At 64.0% G+C, this 26,885-nt stretch carries 26 protein-coding genes and 1 riboswitch; of the genes, 10 read left to right on the forward strand and 16 right to left on the reverse strand.

The genetic code is table 11. The annotated features are described in order from the left end of the window. Positions 1-50: 50 nt before the first annotated feature. Complete coding sequence (gene ppsA, locus G7016_RS08125) at positions 51-2,420, reverse strand: phosphoenolpyruvate synthase (protein ID WP_181112594.1); 2,370 nt, start codon at positions 2,418-2,420, stop codon at positions 51-53. 162 nt (positions 2,421-2,582) lie between these two features. Between ppsA and ppsR the strand changes: the two genes are divergently transcribed. The 6 genes from ppsR (at position 2,583) to G7016_RS08155 (ending at position 8,889) form a co-directional block, all read left to right on the forward strand. Then, on the forward strand, positions 2,583-3,401 hold the full coding sequence (ppsR, locus tag G7016_RS08130; RefSeq protein ID WP_181112596.1) for a posphoenolpyruvate synthetase regulatory kinase/phosphorylase PpsR: 819 nt from the start codon (positions 2,583-2,585) through the stop codon (positions 3,399-3,401). A 200-nt stretch (positions 3,402-3,601) separates the two neighbouring features. Continuing rightward, complete coding sequence (gene rloA, locus G7016_RS08135) at positions 3,602-4,138, forward strand: retropepsin-like aspartic peptidase RloA (RefSeq protein WP_181112598.1); 537 nt, start codon at positions 3,602-3,604, stop codon at positions 4,136-4,138. 5 nt (positions 4,139-4,143) lie between these two features. Next, positions 4,144-5,685 carry an osmotic stress tolerance membrane protein RloB gene (gene rloB / locus G7016_RS08140; RefSeq protein ID WP_181112600.1) on the forward strand — a complete coding sequence of 514 codons (1,542 nt, stop codon included), beginning with the start codon at positions 4,144-4,146 and terminating at the stop codon, positions 5,683-5,685. Then, positions 5,685-6,662: an alpha-L-glutamate ligase-like protein gene (locus tag G7016_RS08145; protein WP_181112602.1), complete on the forward strand. Its 978-nt coding sequence runs from the start codon at positions 5,685-5,687 to the stop codon at positions 6,660-6,662. The genes rloB and G7016_RS08145 overlap by 1 nt, the downstream gene beginning before the upstream one ends. 65 nt (positions 6,663-6,727) lie before the next feature. Beyond that, a complete protein-coding gene (gene pabB / locus G7016_RS08150; RefSeq protein WP_181112604.1) occupies positions 6,728-8,077 on the forward strand; it encodes an aminodeoxychorismate synthase component I in 1,350 nt (449 codons plus the stop codon). A gap of 77 nt (positions 8,078-8,154) precedes the next feature. Continuing rightward, positions 8,155-8,889 (forward strand): phosphoadenylyl-sulfate reductase, encoded by a 735-nt coding sequence (locus G7016_RS08155; protein WP_181112606.1) that lies wholly within the window; start codon positions 8,155-8,157, stop codon positions 8,887-8,889. Positions 8,890-8,982: 93 nt separating this feature from the next. On the opposite strand, the gene G7016_RS08160 is transcribed toward G7016_RS08155, so the two are convergent. Genes G7016_RS08160 through cobO form a run of 10 tightly spaced genes read right to left on the reverse strand, consistent with a single transcriptional unit; the run spans position 8,983 to position 17,745 of the window. After that, positions 8,983-9,699 (reverse strand): adenosylcobinamide-GDP ribazoletransferase, encoded by a 717-nt coding sequence (locus G7016_RS08160; RefSeq protein WP_181112608.1) that lies wholly within the window; start codon positions 9,697-9,699, stop codon positions 8,983-8,985. Beyond that, the gene (locus G7016_RS08165; RefSeq protein WP_181112610.1) at positions 9,696-10,268 is read right to left on the reverse strand and encodes a histidine phosphatase family protein; all 573 of its coding nucleotides are present in this window, start codon (positions 10,266-10,268) and stop codon (positions 9,696-9,698) included. Before G7016_RS08165 ends, G7016_RS08160 begins: the two co-directional genes overlap by 4 nt. Further along, the gene (gene cobT / locus G7016_RS08170; RefSeq protein WP_181112612.1) at positions 10,265-11,317 is read right to left on the reverse strand and encodes a nicotinate-nucleotide--dimethylbenzimidazole phosphoribosyltransferase; all 1,053 of its coding nucleotides are present in this window, start codon (positions 11,315-11,317) and stop codon (positions 10,265-10,267) included. Before cobT ends, G7016_RS08165 begins: the two co-directional genes overlap by 4 nt. Further along, positions 11,314-11,835, reverse strand: coding sequence for a bifunctional adenosylcobinamide kinase/adenosylcobinamide-phosphate guanylyltransferase (gene cobU / locus G7016_RS08175; RefSeq protein ID WP_181112614.1), 522 nt, complete (start codon positions 11,833-11,835; stop codon positions 11,314-11,316). The genes cobT and cobU overlap by 4 nt, the downstream gene beginning before the upstream one ends. Before the next feature lies 1 nt (position 11,836). After that, positions 11,837-13,294 carry a cobyric acid synthase gene (locus G7016_RS08180; protein WP_181112616.1) on the reverse strand — a complete coding sequence of 486 codons (1,458 nt, stop codon included), beginning with the start codon at positions 13,292-13,294 and terminating at the stop codon, positions 11,837-11,839. Then, positions 13,294-14,283, reverse strand: a complete 990-nt coding sequence (gene cobD, locus G7016_RS08185) for a threonine-phosphate decarboxylase CobD (RefSeq protein ID WP_181112618.1) — start codon at positions 14,281-14,283, stop codon at positions 13,294-13,296. Before cobD ends, G7016_RS08180 begins: the two co-directional genes overlap by 1 nt. Beyond that, positions 14,276-15,184 carry an adenosylcobinamide-phosphate synthase CbiB gene (gene cbiB, locus G7016_RS08190; protein WP_181112620.1) on the reverse strand — a complete coding sequence of 303 codons (909 nt, stop codon included), beginning with the start codon at positions 15,182-15,184 and terminating at the stop codon, positions 14,276-14,278. Before cbiB ends, cobD begins: the two co-directional genes overlap by 8 nt. After that, the gene (gene bluB, locus G7016_RS08195; RefSeq protein WP_181112622.1) at positions 15,181-15,831 is read right to left on the reverse strand and encodes a 5,6-dimethylbenzimidazole synthase; all 651 of its coding nucleotides are present in this window, start codon (positions 15,829-15,831) and stop codon (positions 15,181-15,183) included. The genes cbiB and bluB overlap by 4 nt, the downstream gene beginning before the upstream one ends. Further along, the gene (locus tag G7016_RS08200; RefSeq protein WP_181112624.1) at positions 15,824-17,137 is read right to left on the reverse strand and encodes a cobyrinate a,c-diamide synthase; all 1,314 of its coding nucleotides are present in this window, start codon (positions 17,135-17,137) and stop codon (positions 15,824-15,826) included. The genes bluB and G7016_RS08200 overlap by 8 nt, the downstream gene beginning before the upstream one ends. Then, the gene (gene cobO / locus G7016_RS08205; RefSeq protein ID WP_181112626.1) at positions 17,134-17,745 is read right to left on the reverse strand and encodes a cob(I)yrinic acid a,c-diamide adenosyltransferase; all 612 of its coding nucleotides are present in this window, start codon (positions 17,743-17,745) and stop codon (positions 17,134-17,136) included. The genes G7016_RS08200 and cobO overlap by 4 nt, the downstream gene beginning before the upstream one ends. Positions 17,746-17,870: 125 nt before the next feature. Continuing rightward, positions 17,871-18,092: riboswitch (cobalamin riboswitch) on the reverse strand. Positions 18,093-18,187: 95 nt separating this feature from the next. Between cobO and G7016_RS08210 the strand changes: the two genes are divergently transcribed. Further along, on the forward strand, positions 18,188-19,498 hold the full coding sequence (locus G7016_RS08210) for a PQQ-dependent sugar dehydrogenase (protein WP_181112628.1): 1,311 nt from the start codon (positions 18,188-18,190) through the stop codon (positions 19,496-19,498). Positions 19,499-19,537: 39 nt separating this feature from the next. Here G7016_RS08210 and G7016_RS08215 read toward each other — a convergent pair whose 3' ends face one another. The 5 genes from G7016_RS08215 to G7016_RS08235 all read right to left on the reverse strand — a co-directional run bounded on the left by G7016_RS08215 (position 19,538) and on the right by G7016_RS08235 (position 24,211). Continuing rightward, entirely contained in the window at positions 19,538-20,092 is a 555-nt protein-coding gene (locus G7016_RS08215) for a C40 family peptidase (RefSeq protein WP_181112630.1), read from the reverse strand. Between the two features lie 115 nt (positions 20,093-20,207). Then, positions 20,208-20,861 (reverse strand): C40 family peptidase, encoded by a 654-nt coding sequence (locus G7016_RS08220; RefSeq protein ID WP_181112632.1) that lies wholly within the window; start codon positions 20,859-20,861, stop codon positions 20,208-20,210. 387 nt (positions 20,862-21,248) lie between these two features. Continuing rightward, positions 21,249-21,956: a DnaA regulatory inactivator Hda gene (gene hda, locus G7016_RS08225; protein WP_181112634.1), complete on the reverse strand. Its 708-nt coding sequence runs from the start codon at positions 21,954-21,956 to the stop codon at positions 21,249-21,251. Between the two features lie 108 nt (positions 21,957-22,064). Beyond that, positions 22,065-23,138, reverse strand: a complete 1,074-nt coding sequence (locus G7016_RS08230) for an AI-2E family transporter (RefSeq protein ID WP_181112636.1) — start codon at positions 23,136-23,138, stop codon at positions 22,065-22,067. 8 nt (positions 23,139-23,146) lie between these two features. Next, complete coding sequence (locus G7016_RS08235; RefSeq protein WP_181112638.1) at positions 23,147-24,211, reverse strand: DUF2066 domain-containing protein; 1,065 nt, start codon at positions 24,209-24,211, stop codon at positions 23,147-23,149. Between the two features lie 233 nt (positions 24,212-24,444). On the opposite strand from G7016_RS08235, the gene purM reads away from it, so the two are divergent. From purM to G7016_RS08250, 3 genes are read left to right on the forward strand one after another with little or no spacing between them, the layout of a single operon-like run. Then, complete coding sequence (purM, locus tag G7016_RS08240) at positions 24,445-25,503, forward strand: phosphoribosylformylglycinamidine cyclo-ligase (RefSeq protein ID WP_181112640.1); 1,059 nt, start codon at positions 24,445-24,447, stop codon at positions 25,501-25,503. Continuing rightward, positions 25,503-26,153 carry a phosphoribosylglycinamide formyltransferase gene (gene purN, locus G7016_RS08245; RefSeq protein ID WP_181112642.1) on the forward strand — a complete coding sequence of 217 codons (651 nt, stop codon included), beginning with the start codon at positions 25,503-25,505 and terminating at the stop codon, positions 26,151-26,153. The genes purM and purN overlap by 1 nt, the downstream gene beginning before the upstream one ends. An 8-nt stretch (positions 26,154-26,161) precedes the next feature. Then, positions 26,162-26,875 (forward strand): DUF3108 domain-containing protein, encoded by a 714-nt coding sequence (locus G7016_RS08250; protein ID WP_181112644.1) that lies wholly within the window; start codon positions 26,162-26,164, stop codon positions 26,873-26,875. Positions 26,876-26,885 lie beyond the last annotated feature (10 nt).

Genomic DNA, 26,885 nt, shown 5'->3' on the forward strand with positions numbered 1-26,885 from the left:
AATCACACCCCCGGCTGGCGCTGAGGCCAGGCGGGGGCGTGATTATCTGCTTAAGCCTGCCCTTCTGCCAGGAAGAACCAGGTTTCCAGGACAGAATCGGGGTTCAGCGACACGCTTTCGATGCCCTGTTCCATCAGCCAGCGGGCAAGGTCGGGGTGATCCGAAGGGCCCTGGCCGCAGATGCCAATGTACTTGCCAGCCTTGTTGCACGCCTGGATGGCGTTGGCCAACAGCTTCTTCACCGCCGGGTTTCGCTCGTCGAACAGGTGGGCAATGATGCCCGAGTCCCGATCCAGCCCCAGGGTGAGCTGGGTGAGGTCGTTGGAGCCGATGGAAAAGCCATCGAAGAACTCCAGGAACTCATCGGCCAGCAGCGCGTTGGAAGGCAGCTCGCACATCATGATGACGCGCAGGCCGTTGTCGCCCCGCTTCAGGCCATTGCTGGCGAGCAGGTCCACCACCTGGCTGGCTTCGCCCAGGGTGCGCACGAACGGCACCATGATTTCCACGTTGTCCAGGCCCATGGTTTCACGCACACGCTTGAGGGCGCGGCATTCCAGCTCGAAGCAGTCGCGGAAGGACTCGCTGATGTAGCGGGAGGCACCGCGGAAGCCCAGCATCGGGTTTTCTTCTTCCGGCTCGTACAGCTTGCCGCCGATGAGGTTGGCGTACTCGTTGGACTTGAAGTCCGACAGGCGCACGATCACCTTTTTCGGATAGAACGCGGCAGCCAGGGTACTGATGCCTTCTACCAGCTTCTCGACGTAGAAGCCGACCGGGTCGTCGTAGCCGGCGATGCGCTTGTCTACGCTGTCCTTGATTTCCACCGGCAAGTCGGCGTAGTTCAGCAGTGCCTTGGGGTGCACGCCGATCATGCGGTTGATGATGAACTCCAGCCGCGCCAGGCCTACGCCGGCGTTCGGCAGCTGGGCGAAGTCGAATGCGCGGTCGGGGTTGCCCACGTTCATCATGATCTTGAACGGCAGCTCCGGCATGGCATCGACGGAGTTCTTCTTGATGTCGAAGCCCAGCTCGCCTTCGAAGATGTAGCCAGTGTCGCCTTCGGCGCAAGATACGGTCACGCCCTGCCCGTCCTTGAGCAACTGGGTGGCATTGCCGCAGCCCACCACGGCAGGAATGCCCAGCTCACGCGCGATGATCGCGGCGTGACAGGTACGCCCGCCGCGGTTGGTGACGATGGCGCTGGCGCGCTTCATCACAGGTTCCCAATCCGGGTCGGTCATGTCCGACACCAGTACGTCACCGGGCTGCACCTTGTCCATTTCAGACACATCACGGATCACCCGCACCTTGCCGGCGCCGATGCGCTGGCCAATGGCGCGACCTTCCACCAGCACCGTGCCCTTTTCCTTGAGCAGGTAGCGCTCCATCACGTTGGCACTGGAGCGGCTTTTCACGGTTTCGGGGCGGGCCTGCACGATGTACAGCTTGCCGTCGTCCCCGTCCTTGGCCCACTCGATGTCCATCGGGCGGCCATAGTGCTTCTCGATGATCATGGCCTGCTTGGCCAACTCGCTCACTTCGGCGTCGGAGAGGCAGAAACGCGCGCGCTCGGCCTTCTCCACATCCACGGTTTTCACCGAGCGGCCAGCCTTGGCTTCGTCGCCGTAGACCATCTTGATGGCCTTGCTGCCCAGGTTGCGGCGCAGGATGGCCGGGCGGCCCGCTTCGAGCGTGCCCTTGTGCACATAAAATTCATCAGGGTTCACCGCGCCCTGCACCACGGTTTCGCCCAGGCCATAGGCGCCGGTGATGAACACCACGTCACGGAAGCCCGACTCGGTGTCCAGCGTGAACATCACGCCTGCGGTACCGGTTTCGGAGCGGACCATGCGCTGCACGCCTGCCGACAGGGCTACCAGCTTGTGATCGAAACCCTGGTGAACCCGGTAGGCGATGGCGCGGTCATTGAACAGCGAGGCGAACACTTCCTTGGCGGCACGGATCACGTTTTCAACGCCACGGATGTTCAGGAAGGTTTCCTGCTGGCCGGCGAAGGACGCGTCAGGAAGGTCTTCGGCGGTGGCCGAGGAGCGCACGGCCACGGCGATGTCCGGATTGCCTTGGGACAGCAGGGCGAAGTGCTCGCGGATTTCGTTGTTGAGCTGCTCGGGGAACTCGGCTTCCATGACCCATTGGCGGATCTGGGCACCGGTACGCGCAAGGGCGTTGACGTCATCCACGTCCAGGGCGTCGAGGGCGGCGTGGATCTGGTCGTTCAGCCCGCTCTGCTCCAGGAAGTCCCTGTAGGCCTGGGCAGTGGTGGCGAAGCCACCCGGTACCGATACACCGGCGCCCGCGAGGTTACTGATCATCTCGCCCAGGGATGCGTTTTTGCCCCCCACGTGCTCTACATCATGGACGCCGAGCTTATCGAGGGAAACTACGTAATCTACCAAGGTGATGTCTCCGCAAAAGGATTTGGACCAGGCGCCTTCATGGCGCCCTACGGGGCACAGTGGCCCGAGTCTTCGAAATGCGTGAGAATGCGAGACTCGAGCCCAACGAAACGGGCCGATGATATCTCAGGATTCTTCCGCAGCCTAAGCCCCGGGGCGCAAATGAAACGATCAGCTTTCTTTATCTCTGACGGCACCGGCATCACTGCTGAAACGCTTGGCCAGAGTTTGCTCGCGCAATTCGAAACCATAACGTTCAACAAGTTCACCCGCCCCTATATCGACAGCGTGGAAAAAGCGCGGGCAATGGTGCAACAAATCAACGCCGCGGCGGACCGCGACGGGGTACGACCGATCATATTCGATACCATTGTGAACCAGGACATTCGCGAGATTCTCGCCACCTCCAATGGCTTCATGATCGACATCTTCTCCACCTTCCTGGCGCCGCTGGAACTGGAGCTGGGGTCCCATTCCTCCTACTCCGTGGGCAAGTCCCATTCCATCGCGCGCAACTCCAACTACATGGATCGTATCGAGGCGGTGAACTTCGCGCTGGACAACGACGACGGTGCCCGCACCCATTATTACGACAAAGCCGACTTGATATTGGTGGGCGTGTCGCGATCAGGCAAGACCCCGACGTGCCTGTACATGGCAATGCAATTCGGGATCCGCGCGGCCAACTATCCGCTCACCGAAGAAGACATGGAGCGTCTGCAGTTGCCCACCGTACTACGTGCTCATCGGCATAAGCTGTTCGGGCTTACCATCGACGCTGATCGGCTTACCGCGATCCGCCATGAACGCAAGGCCAACAGCCGTTACTCAAGTTTTGCCCAGTGCGAATTCGAAGTGCGCGAAGTAGAGAGCCTGTTCCGCCGGGAGAATATTCCGAATATCAACTCCACGCATTTTTCGGTAGAGGAAATATCTGCAAAGATTCTCGTGGAAATGGGCGTGGAAAGGCGCTTCAAATAACAGGCTCGTCTCTGGCAACGGCACATACGACCGTAGATAAGTTGTCACCGGATGTGCCGACACGCTGCAGGCGTCGCATCCATGGCATGATGGCACCGTGCTTCAACTGGCGTCATAAAACCACCGTGCTAGAATGCGCCGCCCCGAAAGGCCGGCCGTTGGCTGTTCCTTCCGCCCTGACAAGCCACTGCCCAGGTCACATGAGAACACCCAGACTCCCTTCCCTGCTCGGCCTGCTGCTGGTACCCGGCCTGGGCCTGGCCTCAGAGAAAACCACCTACGGCCTGAACGAGTACGCCCGCCTGGACGAGATCGACCTCGAGGTTGCGGCCAAGCTCGACACCGGCGCCATCACCGCTTCGCTCAGCGCGCGGGACATCAAGCGGTTCAAGCGCAACGGCGAGTCGTGGGTACGGTTTTATCTGGCCATCGACGAAGCCCATCAGCACCCCATCGAGCGCCCGCTGGCCCGGATCAGCCGGATCAAGCGGCGCGCCGGCGACTATGATCCAGACGCAGGCAAGCACTACACGGCGCGGCCGGTGATCGCGCTCAACGTTTGCATGGGCAAGGCCATGCGGCGCATAGAGGTGAACTTGACCGACCGCAGCGCATTCCAATATCCGCTTCTGGTGGGCTCCGAAGCGCTCAAGCGGTTCGACGCCCTGGTCGACCCCGCCTCGAAATACACCGCCGGCAAGCCCGCCTGCGCCCCTGACGTTTCCATCGCCGAGTAGCCTGAATGCGTTCGCTCACCCTTCACCTCAAGCTGCTGATCCTGATCCTGCTACTGCTGGGCGCCGGCATCACGGGTTACCAGATTTTCGCGCTCGGCATCCCGGTTTCGGAGGACGAAACCGACGACCTGTGGAACATCGACGCCAAGGTGGAATTCGTGCCCACGCCGAAAACCCCGGTGAAGGTGCAGATGTACGTACCGCCGCTCACCAGCGACTACGTGAGCCTCAACGAAAGCTTCATTTCCAACAACTATGGCGTGAGCGTCAATCGCATCGACAGCAACCGCAAGGTCACCTGGTCCTCGCGGCGGGCGTCGGGCAACCAGACCCTCTACTACAGGCTGGTACTGACCAAGCGCTACAGCAACGAGAAGCCCAAGTACAAAGGCGCGATGTTCCGCGACAGCCTGGTGCTGGAGGGCCCGGAAAAGATCGCCGCCGAAGCTTTGCTTGCGCCGATCCGCCAGCACTCGGCGGACGTTGAAACCTTCATCAGCGAAACCATCCGGCGGGTGAACAACCTCAACGACGACAACGTGAAGCTGCTGCTTGCGGGCGACCCTTCTCCCCAGCACAAGGCCAGCGTGGTCGACCTCCTGCTCTCCATTGCCCATGTGCCGATGGAGCGCGCCCACACGCTGCGCCTGGTAGCCGATCAACCGCAGTCGCCCGAGCTGTGGTTGCGCAGCTTCAATGGCAACAAGTGGTTGTACTTCAACCCCGATACCGGCGAGCAGGGCCTGCCCGCCGATCGCCTGTTGTGGTGGACCGGGGACGATCCGCTGGTCACCCTCGAAGGCGGCAAGAAGGTCACCGTCACGTTCAGCCTCAACAACAGCGAAATGAACGCCATCCGCCTGGCCAAGCTCACGGACGAAAGCACTGACGCCGACTTCCTCGCCTACTCGCTGTACAGCCTGCCGCTGCAAACCCAGCAAACCTTCATGGTGATGGTGATGATCCCCATCGGGGTGCTGGTGATTCTGGTGCTGCGCAACCTCATCGGCCTGCAAACCCTGGGCACCTTCACGCCGGTGCTGATCGCCCTGGCGTTCCGGGAAACCCAGCTGGGCTACGGTATCGTGCTGTTTACCCTGATCACTGCGCTGGGCCTGTCGCTGCGCTCGTACCTGGAACACCTGAAGCTGCAAATGCTGCCGCGGTTGTCGGTCGTGCTCACGTTCGTGGTGGTGCTGATTGCCGCCATCAGCCTGCTCAGCCACAAGCTGGGGCTTGAACGCGGGCTGTCGGTGGCGCTGTTCCCGATGGTGATCCTCACCATGACCATCGAGCGGCTGTCCATCAGCTGGGAAGAGCGCGGCGGTGCCCATGCGATGAAGGTGGCGGCGGGCACCCTGCTGGCCGCGTCGCTGGCCCACCTGTTGATGACCGTACCGGAGCTGGTGTACTTCGTGTTCACCTTCCCCGCCGTGCTGTTCATCCTCGTCGCCTTCATGCTCGCCATGGGCCGCTACCGGGGCTACCGCCTCACCGAGCTGCTGCGTTTCAAGGCGTTCGTCAAGGATCGCGAGGCAGACGCCTGATGTTCGGCCTGTTCAGAACCTGGAAGGCCCTGCAGGCGCGGGGCATCATGGGCATCAACCGACGCAACGCCGACTACGTGCTCAAGTACAACGACCGGCGCCTTTATCCCGTGGTGGACGACAAGATCATCACCAAGGAGCGGGCGATCGCCGCCGGCATTCAAGTGCCGGAGCTGTACGGCATCATTTCCACGGAGAAGGAAATCGAGCAGCTGGACAAGATCGTGGGCGATCGCCCCGATTTTGTGATCAAGCCTGCCCAGGGGGCTGGCGGTGACGGAATCCTGGTGATTGGAGATCGCTTCGAGGATCGCTATCGCACGGTGTCGGGCAAGATCGTCAGCCGCTCGGAGATCGAATATCAGATTTCAAGCATTCTCACCGGCCTGTATTCCCTCGGCGGGCACCGGGACCGGGCGCTGATCGAATACCGGGTAGTCCCCGATCCGATCTTCAAGAGCATCAGCTATGAAGGCGTGCCGGACATCCGCATCATCGTGCTGATGGGTTACCCGGTAATGGCGATGGTTCGCCTGCCCACTCGGCAGTCCAACGGCAAGGCCAACCTCCACCAGGGGGCGATCGGCGTTGGGGTAGACCTCGCCACTGGGGTTACCTTGCGCGGCACCTGGCTCAACAGCATCATCCACAAGCACCCGGACACCACCAATGACGTTCAAGGCGTACAGCTGCCCTATTGGGACGGCTTCATGGCCCTGGCGGCCGGCTGCTATGAGCTGTGCGGCCTGGGCTATATCGGCGTGGACATGGTGCTGGACCAGAACCAGGGCCCGCTGATTCTCGAGCTCAATGCCCGCCCGGGGCTGAACATCCAGATCGCCAACGACTGCGGCCTGGCCCATCGCACCGAAGCTGTCGAAAGCCATGTGAACGCACTGAAGGCCGACGGGCGCAGCGAAACGCCCGAAGAGCGCGCCCGCTTCGCACAAGCGACATTTGGTCACGTGCGCCCCTGAATGGCTGGAGGCGCATCGGCCTTGGCACTACAATCGGCGCCCCTGCGTAACCCGCCGATGCCCTCATGCCCAGCTGTAGCCTGCACTCCCTGCCGTACCTGGCAAGCCCCGCCAGGTACTTTGCCGCTATCCGCCATGCACCCGGTGCCATCCTGCTCGACAGCGCCAGGCCAGTTGCCCAGCGCGGCCGCTTCGACCTGCTCAGCGCCTGGCCCGTAGCAACCCTGCAGCCGACCCTGGACGAAACCGGCGCGGCGTACTTTCAGCGGCTGCGATTGGCGCTGGCCAGCCTGGGGCCCGCCAAACTCCCCGCAGCGTGCGAACTGCCTTTTGCCGGCGGGTTGATCGGCTACCTGGCGTACGACTTTGGCCGGCGCCTGGAAGCCCTGGCCGAGGGCCCTGAGGCGGAATTCACCCTGCCAGACGCCCAGCTGGGGGTTTATAACTGGGCGTTGACCAGCGATCACCTCAAAAAGAAAAGTTGGCTGGTATTTCATCCCTCCCTGGCGGCCAGCGAGCGGGAACGCTTGATCGGGCTGTTCGAGGCCTCGATCGATAACCCGCCTGGGCCGTTCCGCCTCACCGAGGCGTTCTCCCATGAGGTCAGCGAGTCGGCGTACCAGCACGTGTTCGATCAGGTACAGGCCTACATCCGAGCCGGTGATACCTATCAGATCAACCTCACCCGCAGGTTCAGCGCAACCTGCGAAGGTGACGCGTGGGCGGCGTACCTTGCCCTGCGCCGCGCATGCCCCACGCCGTTTTCCGGATTCATGCAGGTGGATGCCCACACCGCCATCCTCAGCCACTCCCCGGAACGGTTCGTGCGCATACACGACCGGGCGGTAGAAACCCGGCCGATCAAGGGCACCCGCCCGCGCGGCCAGAACGCAGCGGCAGATGCCGCCCAGGCCGCGCAATTGCTGGCCAGCGAGAAGGATCGGGCGGAAAACCTGATGATCGTCGACCTGCTGCGCAACGACCTGGGCCGCAATTGCGCCATCGGCAGCGTGCGGGTGCCGGAGCTGTTCGCGTTGGAGTCCTACCCCAATGTGCACCATCTGGTCAGCAGCATCGAAGGCACCCTTGCCAGCGGCCGGGACGCCCTGGACCTGCTGGCGGGCAGCTTCCCCGGGGGCTCGGTAACCGGCGCGCCGAAGATTCGCTCCATGCAGATCATCGATGAACTGGAAGCCCATCGGCGAGCCATTTACTGCGGGTCGTTTCTGTACCTTGACGTGCGCGGCAACCTGGACAGCTCCATCGCTATTCGGACCTTGCTGATCGAACGCGGGCGCATTGCCTGCTGGGGTGGCGGCGCCGTGGTGATGGACTCCCAAGCCGACGACGAATACCAGGAGTCGCTGATCAAGGTAAGGGTGCTGCTCGATACCCTCGAAGCGTTGCAGGGCTGATCCAGCAACCGTCGGCACAATTTGATAACCTTGCAGCCATTCGAGCGCGACAAGCGCCAGCACACTGGAAACGCCTGATGAACCACCTCTTTGATGTCGCCGAAGCGGCGGCTGGTTATGCGAGCAAATCCCCGCAGGATGTACTGAAGCTTGCGTTCGAGCACTTCGGCGACGACCTGTGGATATCCTTCAGTGGCGCCGAAGACGTGGTGTTACTGGACATGGCCTACAAGCTGAACAAGCAGGTGAAGGTATTCACCCTCGACACCGGCCGGCTGCATCCGGAAACCTACCGCTTCATCGAGCAGGTGCGTGAACACTACGGTATCCCTATCGAGATCCTGTCCCCCGACCGCGAAGCCCTTGAGGCCATGGTGAAGGAAAAGGGCCTGTTCAGTTTCTACCGCGACGGCCACGGCGAATGTTGCGGCATCCGCAAAATCGCGCCCCTGCGCCGCAAGCTGAGCACCGTTCGCGCCTGGGCCACCGGCCAGCGCCGCGACCAGAGCCCCGGCACCCGCAGCCACGTGGCGGTGGTGGAAATCGACACAGCCTTCTCTACGCCGGAGAACACCCTGTACAAGTTCAACCCGCTGGCGCAGATGACCAGCGAAGAAGTATGGGCCTACATCCGCATGCTGGAGCTGCCGTACAACAGCCTGCATGAGCGCGGCTTCGTGAGCATCGGCTGCGAACCTTGCACCCGCCCGGTATTGCCCAACCAGCATGAGCGCGAAGGCCGCTGGTGGTGGGAAGAAGCGACCCAGAAGGAATGTGGGCTGCACGCTGGCAACCTGATCGCCAAGGTGTAGCGAAGGCCTTATTCGCGAGCTGCGCCTGCGGCTTCGCCGGAAGGCCGGCCCCCCGTCTCCTGCACCCGCACTGTTCAGCCTGTGGGAGCCCTGCTACAGCGCCAGCCCCACCAGCAGCACCACCTCCAGGCACTCGAGCATCGCGCCCGCAGTGTCGCCGGTGGTGCCGCCCAGGCGGCGCAGCAGCAGCCAGCGCAACCAAGCAAACGCCGCGATGCCTGCCAGCAACACGCTGCCCAGGCTCAGCCAACCCGCCAGCAAGCACCCGGCCAATACGACCCAGCCGGCCGTGCGCGGCAAGTCATTGGCCAACGCCTCGCCCAGCCCGCCTGCCCGAACGTACGGCGTAGTGAGAAACACGCCTAGCAACGCGGCCCGCCCGAGCACCGGGACTATCCACCAATGATCGCCAGGCGCCGCCTGCAGCACGGCCGCCAATGCTGTGAACTTCAATAGAAGCAGCACTATCAACGCCACGACGGCCATCGGGCCGCTGCGCGGATCTTTCATGATGGCCAGGGTGCGCTCCCGGTCGCCGTAGCCACCCACCCAGGCATCTGTCGTGTCAGCGAAGCCATCCAGGTGCAACCCGCCAGTGAGGAAGATCCATACAGCGAGCAGAATCGCCGCATGCAGCAGTAGCGGCGCGCCGGCCAGCATCGAATCCACACTAGCCAGCAACGCGGCGAACAGCAGCCCCACGGCCGGATACCACAACAGCGACCGGCCGGTTTCCGCGGGCATGGGCATACGTCGCAGCCGCACCGGCAGGCTGCTCAAAAATTGCAGGGCGATCCACCACGACATCACAACGCCACCAACGCACCGGCATCAGTGATTGCGACCCGATGCAGGGCGCCATGGGCCACTTCCACTTGGAGCAGGTCGTTGTCGGGCAAGCCTCGGGCGCGCGCTAGCAGCAGCCGCATCACCCCGGCATGGCTCACGACCAGCAAGCGCTGCCCTGGATGTTCCTCGACCAGCGCCGCCAGGGCGCTGTCGATCCGCGCCTTGAACGCTACCAGCGGCTCCCCGCCAGGCGGCGTGTAAGCGAACGGGTCCTGCCAGAAGCGCCCCAGCGCCTTGGCCTGATCCACCATCAGGTCGGCCGCGCTGCGCCCTTCCCATTCACCGAAATGCAGCTCGCTCAGGCCGGGCACAGTGGTGCAGGGTAATTCCAGCCTTTGCGCCAGGGCGCAAGCAAAGGCCGCGCAACGTTGCAGCGGTGAGGTGACAATGCCATCCCAAGGGCCCTGCCCGTCCACCGCTGCCTCCAGGGACGCCCATCCAGCAGGGGTAAGTGCATCATCCAGGCTGCCCCGGAAGCCACCGCCCCGCTCGGTTTCGCCGTGGCGTAACAGGTCGAGCCACAGCTTCATTGCGGACGGTCCGCCACGGCCGCCTCGGCAAACGTGGCCATGCCGCCATGCAGCTCACACGCCAGGCGCATCAGCGGTACCGCCAGCGCCGCGCCACTGCCTTCACCCAGGCGCAAGCCTAGCGCCAGCAATGGCTCGGCACCCAAGGCCTGAAGTACACGCTTGTGGCCAGGCTCAGCCCCCTGATGCGCGAAGAACAGCCACGGCTCGCAGCCGGGGTTCAGGCGCATGGCGACCAGCGCGGCCACGGAGCAGATGAACCCGTCCACCAGCACGGCCACGCCCGCCTGTGCGGCACCGATGTAGCTACCCACCAGCGCGGCGATCTCGAAGCCGCCAAAGCAGGCGAGCGCGCTCAAGGGATCGCTGGCCTGTTGCTGGTGAAACCGGCGCGCGGCCTCGATCACCTCGGCCTTGTGGGAAACCCCTTTGGCGTCCAACCCGGTGCCTGGGCCTACCAGTTCGGTGGCCGGGCAATCCAGCAGCACGCAGCCCAGGGCGCTGGCTGCAGTGGTATTGCCAATGCCCATTTCGCCACCCACGAACAGCTGGGCCCCCGCGGCTGCCGCCTCTTGAGCGGTCTCCCGACCGACTTCCAGCGCCCGAGCGCACTGTTGCTCGGTCATGGCCGGGGTGTGCGCGAAGTTGCGAGTGCCTGCGCCAAGGCGCACCTGCCGCACGCCGGGCAGGTCCAAGGGCGCGACGGTGCCGAGATCTACTACCGCCATGTGCGCACCCAGGCTGCGGGCCAATACACTGATCGCCGCGCCACCGTTGATGAAGTTGCGCAGCATCTGGCCAGTGACGGCCTGTGGATAAGGCGATACCCCTTCGGCCACGATGCCATGATCCCCGGCGAACAGCCCGATATGCACCTCGGCGACACGCGGGTGCGCCTGCCCCTGCAGCGCGGCGAGCCGCACGGCAATGGCTTCGAGCTGGCCAAGGGAGCCTGCGGGCTTGGTGAGTTGGCGCTGGCGTTCAAGCGCGCCTTCAGCGAAGCGTGCGTGCGGTGTGGCGCAGGGCTGCTGCCACCAGGCAGTGGTCATGGAGTGGGTCCTTTAAGGGTAAGAGGAAGGCCGGCAACGGTGAGCACTACCTGATCGCAGCGCTCGGCGATGGCCTGGTGAAGCCAACCGGCTTCATCCACGTATCGGCGGGTGAGCTCGCCGAGCGGTACGATACCCATGCCGGTCTCGTTGCTCACCAGAATGATCTCCCCGGGCAGCTCTGCCAGCGCCGCCAACAGGGCGTCGCGCTCGTCGGCCAGGCGTTCAGGGCTGTCCAGCATCAGCAGGTTGGTGAGCCACAGGGTAAGGCAATCCACCAGCAGGCAATGCTCCGGCGCGGCATGGCTGGCCAGGGCGCTTGCCAGCGCCAGGGGCTCCTCGACCAAGGCCCAGTGAGCGGGGCGTCGCGCCTGATGAAGGCGTACCCGCGCATCCAGCTCGGCGTCCCGGGGTTCGCTGGTGGCGATATAGGTAACGGCCAGGCCGCTAGCAGTTGCCAGGGTTTCCGCCAGCCGGCTTTTGCCGGAGCGAGCGCCGCCCAGGATCAGTCGCAACATGTCAGGGCTCTCCCGCGCACAGGTCACGCAACCGGGCAGTGTCCATGTGCTGTTCAACGAGGTCGGCCAGGCGCTCGATGTCGCGCTCGCGCAGCGCGTCGTAGTCCAGCTGCGTCGCGCCCTTCAATCCTGCCCAGCGCAGCACGGCCGCGCAGGCCGCAGGCTCCTCGAACAGCCCATGCACGTAAGTACCCATCACCTGCCCGTCAGCGCTCACGGCCCCGTCGCCGCGCCCAGGTGTCAGCCACAGGGCGGGCCGCGCGAGATCCGGGCCATCGCTTACGCCAGCGTGAATTTCATAACCCCGCACCTGGGCATCGTCAAACACTAGCCGGCCCTGCACGTTGCGCAGCTGCTTTTCCGCCGCCAGGGTGGTTTCCAGCGCCAGCCAACCAAGGCCCTGGCTGTCACCAGCGGGGCCTTCGATACCAAGGGGGTCAGCGATGCGCGTGCCCAGCATCTGCAAGCCGCCGCAAATCCCCAACACCTTGCCGCCGTAGCGCAGGTGGCGAGTGATCGCTTCTTCCCAGCCACTATCCCGTAACCGGGCCAGGTCGGCCCGCACGCTCTTGGAGCCCGGCAGTATGATCAAGTCGGCAGGCGGCACTGCCTCGCCAGGGCGGATAAAGCTGAGCGCCACCTGAGGGTGCAGGCGCAACGGGTCGAAATCGGTATGGTTGCTGATACGCGGCAGCACCGGAACCACCACCCGCAGCAGTTCGCCTTCCTTGGCTGGCTGGCGACTGTCCACGGCGTCTTCGGCTTCCAGATGGAATTCGCTCAAGTAAGGCAGCACACCTAGCACGGGTTTGCCGGTATGCGCTTCCAACCAATCCAGCCCGGGCTGGAGCAGTGCCAGGTCGCCACGAAACCGGTTGATCACAAAGCCCTTCACCCGCGCCTGCTCGCTCTCGGAGAGCAGCGCCAAGGTGCCGACCAAGTGGGCGAACACCCCGCCCCGGTTGATGTCAGCCACCAGAATCACCGGGCAGTCCACCGCCTCGGCGAAGCCCATGTTGGCAATATCCCCTTCGCGCAGGTTGATTTCGGCGGGCGAGCCGGCGCCTTCCACCACAATCACCTGATAGCCCGCGTTCAGGCGTGCATGGGAGTCCAGCACAGCACGCATGGCGGTTGCCTTGTAGCCGTGATACCGCAGCGCGTTCATATTGCCCACGGCCTGGCCGTGAATGATCACTTGCGCGCCGGTATCGCTGTTGGGCTTGAGCAGCACCGGGTTCATATCGGTATGCGGCGCCAGCCCGCAGGCCTGGGCTTGTACCGCTTGCGCCCGGCCGATTTCGCCGCCGTCGGCGGTTACCGCGCTGTTCAAGGCCATATTCTGTGGCTTGAACGGCACCACCGTGACGTTCTGCCGGCGCAGCCAGCGGCACAGCGCCGTCACCAGCGTGCTTTTGCCAGCGTCCGACGTGGTGCCTTGCACCATTAACGTAGCCATCAGGTTTCCTTGTTGAACGCGGCAAGCCCTTCACCGAGCCGCTGCCAGTGAGCGGCTTCGAATGGCAGGCCGAAGCGCAGGCTGGACGTAGCACGGAACAGCCGCACCAGAATGCCCTGCCGGGCGAGGTGAAGGTACAGGGCTTCGGCCTGGTGGGTGCGCACCCACTGGAACAACCCGCAGCCGCCGGTTGGCGGCCAGCCGTGATCACTCAACATCGCCGCCAATCGGGCAGCGGCGGCATTACAGCGGTCGACCTGCTGGCGATGGCCCGCGTCATCGAGCAAGCAGGCTTGCCCCAGCACCCGGGTGGGCCCGCTCACCGCCCAGGGGCCCAGCTGTTCCGCCAAGCCGGCCAGCAAGCGGGCTTCGGCCAGCACAAAGCCCAGGCGTACCCCCGCCAGGCCGAAGAACTTGCCGAAGGAGCGCAGCACGATCAGGCCAGGCAGGTTTGCCTCTGCAGCCAGGCTATAGGCCGGCGTGATATCCATGAAGGCTTCGTCCACAACCAGCCAGCCGCCGCGGGCAGCGAGCCGGGCGTGCCAGGCAAGCAGGCGTTCACGCTCGAACAGGCGGCCGGTGGGGTTGTTCGGGTTGACCAGCACCAGTACATCCAGCCGGTCCAGGTAGCCCTCGACCTCGTCGTCGCCGATTTCACGTACCACATGACCGCCTTTGCGCCAGGCTTCGGCATGCTCGGCGTAACACGGCGCCAGCACGCCGACCTTGCCGCTGCGACGTAGCCGCGGCAATGCCTGAATCGCGGCCTGAGAGCCTGCCACCGGGAGCACCTGTTCGGCGCCGTAGTAAGCACAGGCGGCCGCTTCAAGGCCGTCGTCGGTTTCCGGCAGGCGAGCCCAGGCGGCGACGGGTATTGGCGGAATAGCCCAGGGCCAGGGCGCGATCCCCGTGGACAGGTCCAGCCAGGCCTGGACTTCGATGCCGAATTCCCGAGCCGCGGCCTGCAAACGCCCGCCGTGTTCAAGCATAGAATTGCCCCCCTATACAGATGAGCAACAACCATAGCCATACGCCCCGCTGCACCAGCGCCCAGGCCCGCTCGATGGCCCCGGCATCCGGCTCTGGGCCTTCGCCCAGTTGTGGGCGCTCGTGCAGCTCACCGTGGTAAATGGCGGGCCCACCCAGCGCTACGCCCAATGCACCCGCACCGGCGGCCATCACCGGGCCGGCGTTGGGGCTATCCCAGAGCGAACCCTGGCGCCGCCAGCAACGCAGCGCCAGCGCCGTCTTGCCCAGCACGGCATAGGTGAGCGCAACGAGCCGGGCGGGAACGAGGTTCAGCAGGTCGTCAATGCGCGCGGCAGCCCAGCCGAAACGTTCGAAGCGCTCGTTGCGGTAGCCCCACATGGCATCCAGGGTATTAGCCAGGCGGTACAGCACTACCCCGGGCACGCCGCCCACCACAAACCAGAATAACGCGGCGAATACCGCATCGCTGCCGTTCTCCAGCGCGGACTCGGTCGCAGCTTTGGCTACCCCGGTAGCGTCCAGTGCATCGGTATGGCGGCTGACCAGCCGGCTTACGCGCTCGCGGGCCTTGGCCAGGTCGCCCTCGCGCAATGCGCGAGCCACGGGTTGCAAGTGCTCACCGAGGCTACGCAGGCCCAGCGCCCAGTACAGCACCAACACTTCCACCACGCCGCCAATCACCGGTAGCCAGGAGAGCAGCGTCAGTACCAGCACTGGCGGCACCACGGCCATCAGCCAGGCCGTGACGCCGTGGCTGCGCCAACCATGGCCGGCAGAATTGAAGCGCCGCTCCAGCCGCTGGGCCAGGCTGCCGAAGCCCACCAGAGGGTGCCAGCGGCGGGGTTCGCCCAGCAGCGCGTCCAAGGCTACAGCCGCAACACACGTAAGGGCCAGGCTCACGGCTGTGCCCCCCAGGTATCCTCGAACAGCAATTCATGCAACGGGCGTTCGCGCGCCCACCCTTCGAGCACCAGCATGGGCGCTGCATAGAAATCGGCGACCGGCCCGAGGCACAACACCGCCATGGGCCGGGCGCCGGCCGGCATGTTCAACAAGTCACCGAGGCGATCGGGATCGAACAGCGACACCCAGCCCATGCCCAGGCCCTCGGCGCGGGCCGCCAGCCACAGGTTTTGCACGGCACACGATAACGACGCCAGGTCCATCTCAGGCAGGGTACGGCGGCCGAATACATGCTGCTCGCGCCCATCGCCCAAGGCGACTACCAGCAGTTCGGCGCAATCACGCACGCCTTCCACCTTGAGTTTCATGAAGTCGTCCGAGCGCTCGCCCAAGGCCTGTGCCGTGTTCAGCCGCTCGGCTTCTACCAGTTGATGGATGGCTTCGCGCAACTCAGGGCGGCGAATGCGAATGAACCGCCACGGCTGCATCAGGCCCACGCTCGGCGCCTGGTGGGCGGCGGCAAGCAAGCGGTGCAGTACCTCGGGGGCTACTTCACCACCGGTGAAATGGCGCATGTCCCGGCGTTCCGAGATGGCGCGGTACACCGCCGCCCGCTCCGCCTCGCTGAAAGCGTGCTCAGTCATGGGCCGGGCCTCCGGGCTGTAACAGTGCCGCGGCCGCTGCCAGGTTCGAAGGGAAATAAAAATGTACGTAGGAGGCCGTGAGCCTGCCGCAACGGTACACCGCCTCGGCACCCCGGCCGCCGTTGGGGCTGCGCCCGCGGGCAATCGCTTCCCATGGCGTGGTAGTCAATGAATGATGGTAGGTATGGCCACGCAGGGTGCCTTCGTCCAGCTGCACTTCCTGCAGGGCCAGCGCGGCAAGGCGCTTTTGCAGCGTGGCCTCGCCTGGCATCAGGCCAAGCAGCGGCGCCCGCTCACCGTCTACATCCGTAAGGCCTTCGAGCAGGTAGAGCATGCCACCGCATTCAGCCAGTAACGGCTTGCCCGCTTGATGATGGGCGCGAATGCTTTCCAGCATGCCGGTATTGGCAGCCAGGCGCTGGTGGTGCAGCTCCGGGTAGCCGCCAGGTAAATACAGGCTGTCACAGGGCGGCAGCGCGGTATCGCTGATGGGCGAGAAAAACCGCAGCTCCGCTCCCATCGCACGTAAGGCGTCGAGGTTGCCGTTATAAAGGAACGCAAACGCCTGGTCCCGGGCCACCGCCACGCGCACGCCTGCAAGCAGCGGCGCCACTACTTCATTTTCCGGCGGGTAGAAGCAGACCGGTGCCGGCAAGGCGTCATCGCAGGTGGCCGCCAAGGCCTCGGCGGCCGCATCCAGCCTACGGTCCAGGTCTTCGAGCTCGCTGGCTTGTACCAACCCAAGGTGGCGGCTAGGCAAGCCAATGGCTTGTTCACGTGGCAGGCCACCAAACCAGCGCAGGCCTTGCGTGAGGCTATCGCGCAGCAGCTGGCCATGGCGCTCACTACCCACCCGGTTGGCCAGCACGCCCGCGAACGGCAGCTCCGGGCGGTACCGCGCCAGCCCCAGCGCCAACGCGCCGAAGGTTTGTGCCATGGCGGTGCCGTCAATCACGCCGAGCACCGGCACACCCAACTCGATGGCCAGGTCTGCGCTCGACGGGGTGCCATCGAACAGCCCCATCACCCCCTCCACCAGAATGAGGTCGGCGGTTTTGGCGGCTTCCCAAAGCAGTCGGCGGCTTTGCGCGGCCCCTACCATCCACAGGTCCAGCTGATACACCGGGGCACCGCTGGCGCGTTCGAGAATCATGGGGTCGAGGAAATCCGGGCCACACTTGAACACGCGCACCCGCAGCCCGCGATTGCGATGCAGGCGGGCCAGCGCGGCGGTCACGGTGGTCTTCCCCTGGCCCGAGGCCGGAGCGGCAATCAGTACCGCTGGGCATTGGCGCGGCGTACTCACCACTCGATGCCCTTTTGCGCGCGGATGCCGGCCTGGAAGGCATGCTTGATCAGCCCAAGCTCACTCACGGTGTCTGCGGCTTCGAGCATTTCCGGTTTCGCCGCGCGCCCGGTGACAATGGCATGCTGCAGCGGCGGACGGGCCTTCAGGTCCGCTACCACCTTCTCGACGTCCAGGTAGCCGTGCTTGAGCGCGATATTCAGTTCATCGAGCAGCACGAAATCCACGGCGGGGTCGGCCAGCAGCTCTTGGGCTACCTGCCAGGCCGCTTCGGCGGCAGCGATGTCACGCTGGCGGTCCTGGGTTTCCCAAGTGAAGCCTTCGCCCATCACATGGAAACTCACCTCATCGGGAAAGCGGCGGAAGAACGCCTCTTCGCCGGTGGTCTGGCGGCCCTTGATGAACTGCACCACGGCACAGCGCATACCATGGCCCAAGGCACGCGCCAGCATGCCGAAGCCCGAGCTGCTTTTGCCTTTGCCATTACCGGTCAATACCAGCAGCACACCGCGCTCGTCCGCGGACGCGGCAATGCGGGCATCGACTACGGCTTTTTTCCGCGCCATGCGGGCCTGGTGGCGCTCGTCGCGCTCGGGGGATTCGTTCATTGCTGCTCTCCGCTCGCTCGCGGGTGCGCACCAACGCTGCGCCAACGCCACAAAGGGCGGGCAGCATGACGTCAGTGCCGCTCTCACCCGCGCGGCGATCTGTTAATCAACGGGCGGGGCTCGCACCGTATCAGGGGTTTCAGGCCGGTCTCCGGGCTCATGAGCGGGCGCTGCCCCACTCGCGCGCCTTCCCGGTTGCCCAGTGGCCCATGCGCGAGCGTTGACTCATCTACCGTTGCGGGGGCAGCGCCGGCATTGCTCGTGGCGAACCGCCCGATGCTGACCGGCTTCCCTGTTTCACCCTGGCAAGCGAACGCCGCCCGGGCACCTGAAACAATCGGCGAAGGGTAAGGGGTTGGCCCGGTAGCGTCAATCAAACATGTTGAACCTCCGCCGCCTCGCTGCCTCTACGGTACATACCTTGGTTGCCAGGAAGCTGATCATGCCCTTCTCCCGCCTTGCCCTCACCGTCTTGATTGCCGCCAGCGTTGCAGGCTGCGGCGAAAGCTCGAAGCTGCAGGTGTCCGATGGCACCGGCCCGGCGCCCAAGCTGCCAGAGCCCAACAAAACCCTGATGCCCACTGTGAACATTGCTCCAGCGGTGGGCTGGCCAGAAGTCGTGAAGCCCAAAGCAGCGCCTGGCACGCAAGTGAGCGCGTTTGCCGAAGGCCTGGATCACCCGCGTTGGCTGTATGTACTGCCCAACGGCGACGTACTGGTGGCCGAAACCAACTCGCCACCCAAGCCCGACGACAGTAAAGGCATTCGCGGCTGGGTGATGAATAAAGTGATGGGCCGGGCCGGCGCGGGTGTGCCCAGCCCGAACCGGATTACCCTGCTGCGCGACAAGGACGGCGACGGTATCGCCGAAACCCGCGAGGTGTTCCTGCAGAATCTGAATTCCCCATTCGGCATGACTTTGGTGGGGCAGGACTTCTACGTCGCCGATACCGACAAGGTCCTTCGCTTCAAGTATCAGCCTGGTGCTACCCACCTGGAGGGGAATGGCGAAACCGTTACAGACCTTCCGGCAGGCACGATCAACCATCACTGGACCAAGAACATCATCGCCAGCCAGGACGGCAAAAAGCTGTATGTGACCGTAGGCTCCAACAGCAATGTGGCGGAAAACGGCCTGGATCAGGAACAAGGCCGCGCCGCGATCTGGGAAGTAGACGCAGCCAGTGGGCAGAAGCGCCTGTTCGCCACCGGTTTGCGCAACCCGAATGGGCTGGCCTGGGAACCCCAGACCGGCAAGCTCTGGACGGCTGTGAACGAACGCGACGAGATCGGCAGCGACCTGGTGCCCGATTACATCACTTCAGTAAAAGACGGCGCTTTCTATGGCTGGCCGTTCAGTTATTACGGCCAACACGTGGATGCGCGCGTAGAGCCCGGCGATGCGACGATGGTGCAAAAGGCAATCGCACCGGATTACGCGGTCGGCCCGCATACGGCCTCGCTGGGCCTGGCCTTTGCCCAGCCGAACCAACTGCCCGCGCCCTTCGACCATGGCGCTTTCATTGGCCAGCACGGTTCCTGGAACCGCAAGCCGCACAGCGGCTACAAAGTGCTGTTCGTGCCGTTCGCCAACGGCATGCCTACCGGCCAACCGGTGGACCTGCTGACGGGCTTTCTGAACGATAAAGAGGAAGCCATGGGCCGCCCGGTGGGCGTGATCGGCGATAACAAGGGCGGGTTGCTGGTGGCCGACGATGTGGGCAACAAGATCTGGCGCGTGACGCGGCAGTAACTGCGGATTCCGGGGGCGGTGAGCAGCCGCCCCCGGCTTCTATGGCGTAGCGGTTTGCGCCAGGCGCTCCGGCTGGATCACCCGCTTGGCATCCAGGTAGGCCTTCTGCCAATAGGGCTTGTCGAGGTAATCCAGCCGCACCGTGCCGCCGGTACGCGGCGCATGCACGAAGCGCCCCTCCCCTACATAGATCCCCGCATGGCTTACCTGGCCATTGCCTTGGGTAGAGAAAAACACCAGGTCCCCTGAGCGCAACGCGTTGCGATCAACGCTGGGCGCATGCATGGCAATCAGATCCCGGGTGGAGCGCGGCAGGGCGATATTGGCAGCGTCCCGGTAGACGAAGCCGATCAGGCCGCTACAGTCGAAGCCCGAATCAGGCGTGTTGCCACCCCAGCGATAAGGGGTACCCACCAGCCCAATAGCCCGAAACAGCACGTCGTCGGCCTTCACCGAAGAATAGTCGGTTGGGTCGAGAATAACCGGACGAGGCACTACTGCCACCGGTGCGGGCTTGGGCGGTGGAGGGCTTGCGCAGGCGGCAAGCAGGATAAGCGGCGCAAGCGCCAGAGTGCGCAAACGGGAGAAAGCCATGGGCGGGGTTCCGAGTTCGACTGCCGATGAAGAATAGCGCTTAACCCGCTGTATTCCATAAAAAAGGGCAGCGAAAGCGTGACCGCTCGTCGCTGCCCTTCATGGACCGACTGGCTTACTTGCGGGCGACCTCGGAAACGGGCGCCATGGCCAGCATACGCTTGGCCTCGATGTAAGTTTTGCTCCAGTAGCTATCGCCCAGGTTGTCCACCCGCACTCCACCACTGCGGCGGCTGCTCGAATGGATGAACTGGTCGTCGCCCAGGTAGATGCCGGCGTGGCTCACGCGGCCGCGGCGGCCGGTGGTGCCGAAGAACAGCACATCACCCGGCTTCAGATTGTTGCGAGCTACCAGCGGCGCTTTCACGTTGATCATTTCGCGACTGGAGCGTGGCAGAGTCATGCCTGCTTCTTCGCGGAACAGAAAATTGATGAAGCCAGTGCAGTCAAAGCCGTTCTCAGTGGTACCACCGAAGCGATAACGGGTACCGATCAATGATTTGCCACGCTCCAGAATGCTGTCAGCCAGCAGGGGCAAGCGGTACGGTTCGTTGCGAGAGAAAGCGGCCAGGTCATCCTTGTCGGCAACATCGTCTTCGTCGAACAAGGAAGCTGTTGCGGGGGTAAGGCTATGGGGCTGCGCTACAGGAGCGCGCTCGGCGGTAACAGGGGTGGACACCTGCTGTTGCGAAACCGGTGACTGGGCTGCGCAGCCGAACAGCAGGGTAACAAGTGCAAGAGGCACGAGGGGTGCGAAGCGATTCAGCATGGGCACGACCGTGTCAGTAAGTGGATGAAGGGGCGAATATGCCTTCTATCGGCACCATTTGCAAATTTTATAGAACATTTTGTGACTTAAGGTGCCAACGGTCACATCTAACGCGAGATTGCCGGGCCAGAGCACTGGACACAAACCGTTGGCGCCCTGTAACCCTTTGAACTACAGCTACAAATTCCAGGCTGACCGCAAATCGATGCGAACTGCGCGCCGAGGCATGATTGCCGCTCCGCTAATCCGCCTCGCCCGGAGATAGCTTAAAACTATCAAGCAAGCGTAGCGATCCCTGCGCCAGCCCTTTGGCGGCACAAAGATGACGGAGAATATAGCAAAAGCCCTGCCAGGCCGAGGGTTATTTGGCAGAAGTGTGACAGGCGGCTACCAGCCGAGCGTTTCCTTGAGGAAAGGGATGGTGAGCTTGCGCTGCGCCTGCAACGAGGCCTGATCCAGGCGCTCGAGCAATTCGAACAGCGCGCTCATGCTGCGGCTACCGCGGGTAAGAATGAAGTGCCCTACTTCATCAGTAAGGTGCAAGCCACGGCGCGATGCCCTCAATTGCAGCGCGCGAAGCTTGTCTTCATCCGAAAGCGGGCGCATCTGGAATACCAGCGCCAAGGTGAGCCGGGACTTGAGGTCCGCCAGTTTGACCGGCAACTCGCGCGGGGAATGCGAGGCGGCGATCAACAAACGGCGGCCGCTGTCGCGCAGGCGGTTGAACAGGTGAAACAGCGCCTCTTCCCAATCCGCCTTGCCGGCGATTACCTGAAGGTCATCCAGGCATACCAGTTCGTACTGCGCCAGGTAGTCCAGGATACCGACCCCGCGGTCGAGCAGCTGCGCCAGCGGCAGGTACACCGCAGGCTGCCCCTGCTGTTCCATGCGAAGGCACGCCGCCTGCATCAGATGGGTGCGCCCCACGCCCTGCTTGCCCCAGAGGTAGATGAGGCTTTCGGTCCACCCGGCATCCGCATCGCACAACCGCTCGACGTAGCCGAGCGCCGCAGCGTTGGCTCCGGGATAGTAGTTGACGAAGGTGGCGTCATCGCGCAGGCGCACACCCAGCGGGAGTTGGATTGGCTCTTTCATGCGTCCCGGGGATACGGCCTCAGCTCAAAGGGGGCAAATTCTAGCGGCTTGGCTGGAAGCTGCAAGCCTGACGCGTAACGGGCCGCCAGGCAAGCACTCTGAGCATGTTCAAAGCTCTGGGTCTTCACCGCCGCCGTAAAGGTCCGACTGCTTGTACAACGCGTGCATGTGGCGGATGAGCACCATGATCACCGCCGCTACCGGCAGGGCCAGCAATACACCGGTAAAGCCGAACAGCTCGCCCCCGGCCAGAATCGCGAAGATCACCGCCACCGGGTGCAACCCGATGCGGTCGCCCACCAACAATGGCGTAAGCACCGTACCTTCCAACGCCTGGCCGATAGCGAACACAGCACCGATGGCCGCCAGGTGCCAGGGATCGAGCCCGAACTGGAACAGGCCGGCCGCCAGGGCAGCCGTGATACCGGTGATGAACCCCATATAAGGCACGATGGAAGCCAGGCCCGCCAGCACGCCGACCAACAGCCCCAGTTCCAGGCCGGTGAGCATCAGCCCCACCGAATAAATGGCCCCAAGCGCGAGCATTACCATCAGCTGGCCGCGCACGAAGGCACCCAGCACTTCGTGGCACTCTCGGGCCAAAGTCACGATCTGCTCTTCGCGCTGACGCGGCAACAGGCCGCGGATCTTCGCCATCATCAGGTCCCAGTCGCGCAGCAGGTAAAACCCGACCACCGGGATCAGCACCAGGTTGGCCAGCCAGCCGATCAGCGCCAGGCCCGACGCCGTGGCGCGCGCCAGTATCAGCCCAACGATGTCGGTGGTCTGGCCCATGTGGGCTGAAATTGCTTCCTTGATCTTGTCGAACTTCCAGAAGCCTTCAGCTAGCCCCAATCGCGCCTGTATCCAGGGCAAGGCGGATTGCTGCAACCAGTCGAGGAACTGCGGCGTGAGCTCATACAACCGTACCAGCTGCCTGGCCAGCATCGGGATGACTACCACCAGGGCGATCATCACGATAAGCGTGAAGAGCACGAACACCACCACGACCGACAAGGTGCGCGACAGCTTCAGCCTTTCCAGCCGATCCACCAGCGGATCGCCCAGGTAGGCGATGAGCATGCCGACCAGAAATGGCGACAAAATGGGGTGCAGTTCAAAGATGAGCGCGCACAGGACCAGGGCCGCTCCCAGCCAGAACCAGTGCTTTTTATCTGTCATACCCTGGCTCACCAATGAAACCTCAGCGGGGCAGGTTCAGACGCAGGCGCCGCGGCAGGCGGCGTTACAGCTCCACTTGCCGAAACGGGCGCGGGCGCGGCAACCGGCGCAGGGACGGAGGCCGGATCAACCTCCTGCAAATGCGCCAGCGCCAACTGGGCACGCAGCTGCTCGGCGCTGGCGGTAACCCGGTACAACGCCTTGTTGCCGCTGACCGACTGCAAGCGCCCGCCCAATCCATCCAGCACACGGCCGAGTTCGGCATAGTGCTCCAGGGTCATGCCTTCAATTTCCACTGCCAGCTCGCCGCTGGCGCCGGGCTTCACGATGTAGCGCGGCGCGAGCTTCTGAGTAACCGCCAGCATCACGGCATCGGCAAGGCTGGCCTGGTCATTGGCCTGCGCGGTGCCTTGCTCCTTCTGGCTGCCAAGCCACAAGCGCCATTTGGCTTGCCATTTATCACCGTCGGCGCTGGCGTGCACCGCGAGCAGGGCGTCGGCGCCGTAGCGCTGGGATACGCCCTGCAAGGGGGCCGGATCGGTGCCTTCGAGGTTTTTCGCCGTGGCGGCCAGTTGTTCCTCCAGGTCCGCCAGCGGCAGCTTGAGCGGCAGCCCGCGGTGCTTCGCGGCCTGGCGCAACGGCGCTGCGCTGGGCTGGGCGTCGCCGGCCAGGGTCGCACCGGCCGCGGTTTCGTTCAGCCACCAGGCCAGAATGGATGGCCGGTTCGCGCCCCAGGTGGCCAACCCTGCCTGGCGCAGCGCCTTGTCGGTGCTCACCGGGTCGAAGTCCACTTGCAAGGCCTGGGGCGGGCCGGCCTGGTAGCCGAACTGGCTGATGATTTGTTGCGGGTCTTTGCGAACTGACGCCAGGCCTGCTCCCGCGAACGCCTTGGGGTCGCCCGTAAGCCGCAGCACCAAGGTTTCCAGCGCGCGCTGGGTCGCCTGGTCGCGCTCTTCAGGCGCCTGGCTGCTGACCGGCTCGCTCACCTGATAAAGGTTGGTCACGGTTTCGCCCCAGGCCGCCGGCTGGGCGAGGCTGAGCAGTGAAGCGAGCAAAAGGGGGCGCAGGCGCATGTGCAGGTTTCCAAAAGGCAGGGGTACTGAAGTGAATGGGACACACTTTCCCGTAAAACATTCGCCCTGCCAACTGCCGGCGCCGTCAAATCCGCCAGGCATGGCCACCAACCCGTGTACCCATGTCTCCCAGCCCCCGTTCTGGCCTGAAGTGACCAACCCTGATAAAATCGCGCGCCTTCGCAGACCCTTGTGGTCGTTTCCTGTATCGCCCCTCTTCAAAGGCCTGGATCATGAGCAAGCAACCCTCCCTGAGCTACAAGGACGCCGGTGTAGACATCGACGCCGGTGAAGCGCTGGTCGAACGCATCAAGGGCGTGGCCAAACGCACCGCGCGGCCGGAAGTGATGGGCGGCCTGGGGGGCTTCGGCGCGCTGTGCGAGATCCCGGCCGGCTACAAGCAGCCTGTGCTGGTGTCAGGTACCGACGGCGTGGGCACCAAGCTGCGCCTGGCCTTGAACCTGAACAAGCACGACAGCATCGGCATCGACCTGGTGGCCATGTGCGTGAACGACCTGGTGGTGTGCGGCGCCGAGCCGCTGTTCTTCCTTGATTACTACGCTACCGGCAAGCTCAACGTAGATGTGGCTGCCACGGTAGTTACCGGTATCGGCGAAGGCTGCGAACAGGCCGGCTGCTCGCTGGTCGGCGGCGAAACCGCTGAAATGCCAGGCATGTACGAAGGCGAAGACTACGACCTCGCCGGCTTCTGCGTAGGCGTGGTAGAGAAAGCCGAGATCATCGACGGTTCCCGTGTGGCAGCTGGCGACGCACTGATCGCCCTGCCCTCCTCGGGCCCGCACTCCAATGGCTACTCGCTGATCCGCAAGATCGTGGAAGTGTCGGGTGCCGACATCGCCACCGAACAGCTGGGCGGCACGCCATTGTCCGACCTGCTCATGGCCCCTACCCGCATCTACGTCAAGCCGCTGCTCAAGCTGATCGCCGACACCGGCGCAGTGAAGGCCATGGCCCACATCACCGGCGGCGGCCTGCTGGACAACATCCCGCGCGTACTGCCGGCCGGCGCCCAGGCCGTGATCGATGTTGCCAGCTGGCAGCGCCCGGCGGTGTTCGACTGGCTGCAGCAGCAGGGCAACGTGGACGAAACCGAGATGCACCGCGTACTGAACTGCGGCGTGGGCATGGTGATCTGTGTGGCTCAGGAAGATGTAGCCCGGGCCCTGGAAGTGCTCAAGGCTGAAGGTGAGCAGCCTTGGGTGATCGGTGAAATCACTGCCGCCGCCGAAGGCGCAGCGCAGGTTGAGCTGAAAAACCTCAAGGCCCACTGATGCCCCTGCCTTGCAACCTGGTGGTCTTGCTGTCGGGCTCCGGCAGCAACCTCCAGGCGATGATCGATGCCTTCTCGCACCGCGACAGCCCTGTATGCATTCGCGCAGTGATTTCCAACCGCGCCGATGCCTTCGGGCTGGAGCGCGCACGGGCTGCGGGCATCGAAACGCGGGTTCTGGACCACGCAGGCTATGACGGGCGCGAAGCGTTCGACCAGGCGCTCATGGCGCTTATCGACGGCTTCGAGCCCGCGCTGGTAGCGCTGGCCGGCTTCATGCGTATCCTCACCCCCGGTTTCGTTCGCCACTACCACGGCCGGTTGCTCAACATCCATCCTTCGCTGCTGCCACGCCACAAGGGCTTGCATACCCACAAGCGCGCCCTGGAAGCCGGCGACACCGAACACGGCTGCAGCGTACACTTCGTTACCGAGGAACTCGACGGAGGGCCTCTGGTCGTACAGGCTGCCGTTGCGGTACAGGCCGACGACACGCCCGAAACACTCGCCCGGCGAGTGCATGCTCAAGAACACCAGATATACCCGCTGGCGGTACGCTGGTTCGCCGAAGGCCGACTGTGCCTTGGAAGCCACGGCGTGTCATTCGACGGCCAGCCCCTGGCTGCCAGCGGCCATTTGATCCGCCCATAGGAGACCGTATGCGTCGTGCCCTGCTGTTCGCCCTTGCCCTGTTCACGCTGCCTGGCGTACAGGCAGCGGACCTCAAGCCCTTTTCCGCCAGCTATACCGCAGACTGGAAACAGCTGCCCATGAGCGGCACCGCCGAGCGCAGCCTCACGGCCAACCCGGACGGTACCTGGACCCTGGCGTTCAAGGCGTCGATGATGATCGCCAGCCTGACCGAAACCAGCGTGTTGCGCATGGACAAAGACACCCTCATGCCGCAAGCGTACAACTTCGAGCGCGGCGGCCTGGGCAAGGCCAAGCGGGTCGACCTGGACTTCGACTGGTCCGCCAAGAAAGTCACTGGCACCGATCGCGGCGACCCGATCACCTTGCCGCTGAACCGTGGCGTGCTGGACAAATCCAGCTACCAGCTGGCGTTGCAACACGACGTGGCCGCCGGCAAGAAGAGCATGAGCTACCAGGTAGTGGATGGCGACGAGATCGACACCTACGATTTCCGCGTATTGGGCGAAGAAAAAGTCGCAACCAAGGCCGGGAGCATCGATGCCATCAAGGTAGAGCGCGTGCGCGACCCCACACAAAGCAAGCGCGTGACCGTGCTGTGGTTCGCCAAGGCGTGGGATTACTTGCTGGTGCAGCTGCAACAGACCGAAACCGATGGCAAGGAATACACCATCATGCTTCAGGACGGCACTGTCGGCGGCAAACCGGTAAAAGGTAACTGACCCTCCCGTT

Source organism: Pseudomonas japonica (assembly GCF_013522925.1).
Classification (GTDB): domain Bacteria; phylum Pseudomonadota; class Gammaproteobacteria; order Pseudomonadales; family Pseudomonadaceae; genus Aquipseudomonas; species Aquipseudomonas japonica_A.

Coding starts and splice junctions, on each gene's coding strand:
- G7016_RS08155 (WP_181112606.1), top strand. CDS start 8,155: ATGAACCACCTCTTTGATGTCGCCGAAGCGGCGGCTGGTTATGCGAGC.
- G7016_RS08210 (WP_181112628.1), top strand. CDS start 18,188: ATGCCCTTCTCCCGCCTTGCCCTCACCGTCTTGATTGCCGCCAGCGTT.
- rloB (WP_181112600.1), top strand. CDS start 4,144: ATGCGTTCGCTCACCCTTCACCTCAAGCTGCTGATCCTGATCCTGCTA.
- G7016_RS08165 (WP_181112610.1), bottom strand. CDS start 10,268: ATGAAGCTGTGGCTCGACCTGTTACGCCACGGCGAAACCGAGCGGGGC.
- G7016_RS08215 (WP_181112630.1), bottom strand. CDS start 20,092: ATGGCTTTCTCCCGTTTGCGCACTCTGGCGCTTGCGCCGCTTATCCTG.
- cobU (WP_181112614.1), bottom strand. CDS start 11,835: ATGTTGCGACTGATCCTGGGCGGCGCTCGCTCCGGCAAAAGCCGGCTG.
- G7016_RS08220 (WP_181112632.1), bottom strand. CDS start 20,861: ATGCTGAATCGCTTCGCACCCCTCGTGCCTCTTGCACTTGTTACCCTG.
- G7016_RS08145 (WP_181112602.1), top strand. CDS start 5,685: ATGTTCGGCCTGTTCAGAACCTGGAAGGCCCTGCAGGCGCGGGGCATC.
- bluB (WP_181112622.1), bottom strand. CDS start 15,831: ATGACTGAGCACGCTTTCAGCGAGGCGGAGCGGGCGGCGGTGTACCGC.
- G7016_RS08250 (WP_181112644.1), top strand. CDS start 26,162: ATGCGTCGTGCCCTGCTGTTCGCCCTTGCCCTGTTCACGCTGCCTGGC.
- cobO (WP_181112626.1), bottom strand. CDS start 17,745: ATGAACGAATCCCCCGAGCGCGACGAGCGCCACCAGGCCCGCATGGCG.
- purN (WP_181112642.1), top strand. CDS start 25,503: ATGCCCCTGCCTTGCAACCTGGTGGTCTTGCTGTCGGGCTCCGGCAGC.
- G7016_RS08235 (WP_181112638.1), bottom strand. CDS start 24,211: ATGCGCCTGCGCCCCCTTTTGCTCGCTTCACTGCTCAGCCTCGCCCAG.
- ppsR (WP_181112596.1), top strand. CDS start 2,583: ATGAAACGATCAGCTTTCTTTATCTCTGACGGCACCGGCATCACTGCT.
- pabB (WP_181112604.1), top strand. CDS start 6,728: ATGCCCAGCTGTAGCCTGCACTCCCTGCCGTACCTGGCAAGCCCCGCC.
- rloA (WP_181112598.1), top strand. CDS start 3,602: ATGAGAACACCCAGACTCCCTTCCCTGCTCGGCCTGCTGCTGGTACCC.
- hda (WP_181112634.1), bottom strand. CDS start 21,956: ATGAAAGAGCCAATCCAACTCCCGCTGGGTGTGCGCCTGCGCGATGAC.
- purM (WP_181112640.1), top strand. CDS start 24,445: ATGAGCAAGCAACCCTCCCTGAGCTACAAGGACGCCGGTGTAGACATC.
- G7016_RS08180 (WP_181112616.1), bottom strand. CDS start 13,294: ATGGCTACGTTAATGGTGCAAGGCACCACGTCGGACGCTGGCAAAAGC.
- cobD (WP_181112618.1), bottom strand. CDS start 14,283: ATGCTTGAACACGGCGGGCGTTTGCAGGCCGCGGCTCGGGAATTCGGC.
- cobT (WP_181112612.1), bottom strand. CDS start 11,317: ATGACCACTGCCTGGTGGCAGCAGCCCTGCGCCACACCGCACGCACGC.
- G7016_RS08230 (WP_181112636.1), bottom strand. CDS start 23,138: ATGACAGATAAAAAGCACTGGTTCTGGCTGGGAGCGGCCCTGGTCCTG.